The 680-nt window shown below is 69.3% G+C and carries 1 protein-coding gene; it reads left to right on the top strand.

Annotated elements, in window-relative coordinates; all coding sequences use genetic code 11:
- The coding region (locus VKA29_RS19355) for a 2-oxoacid:acceptor oxidoreductase family protein (protein ID WP_324787121.1) at positions 1 to 680 on the top strand (680 nt) is incomplete at both ends.

Genomic DNA, 680 nt, shown 5'->3' with positions numbered 1-680 from the left:
CTGCCGGGCGTGTCGTCGTTCCAGCTGCACTTCGCCGACCACGACATCCTCACCCCCGGCGACGCCCCGAACGTACTGGTCGCGATGAACCCGGCCGCGCTGAAGGCCAACATCGGCGACCTGCCCCGCGGCGCGGAGATCATCGTCAACACCGACGAGTTCACCGAACGGGCCATGCAGAAGGTCGGCTACACCGCCTCCCCCCTGGAGGACGGCTCACTGGACGGCTACCGCGTCCACGCGGTACCGCTGACGACCCTGACGGTCGAGGCGCTGAAGGAGTTCGCGCTCTCCCGCAAGGAGGCCGAGCGCAGCAAGAACATGTTCGCGCTGGGTCTGCTGTCGTGGATGTACCACCGGCCCACCGAGGGCACGGAGAAGTTCCTGCGCAGGAAGTTCGCCAAGCGGCCGGAGATCGCGGCGGCGAACCTGGCGGCGTTCCGGGCGGGCTGGAACTTCGGCGAGACGACGGAGGACTTCGCCGTCTCCTACGAGGTGGCACCCGCGGCGGCGGCGTTCCCGCCGGGCACCTACCGCAACATCTCCGGCAACCTCGCCCTGGCCTACGGCCTGATCGCCGCCTCCCGCCAGGCCGACCTGCCCCTCTTCCTCGGCTCCTACCCGATCACCCCCGCCTCGGACATCCTGCACGAGCTGTCCCGGCACAAGAACTTCGGCGT

It is taken from the genome of Streptomyces sp. H51, assembly GCF_035656535.1.
Classification (GTDB): domain Bacteria; phylum Actinomycetota; class Actinomycetes; order Streptomycetales; family Streptomycetaceae; genus Streptomyces.
This window is presented reverse-complemented; position numbering and strand designations above follow the sequence as displayed.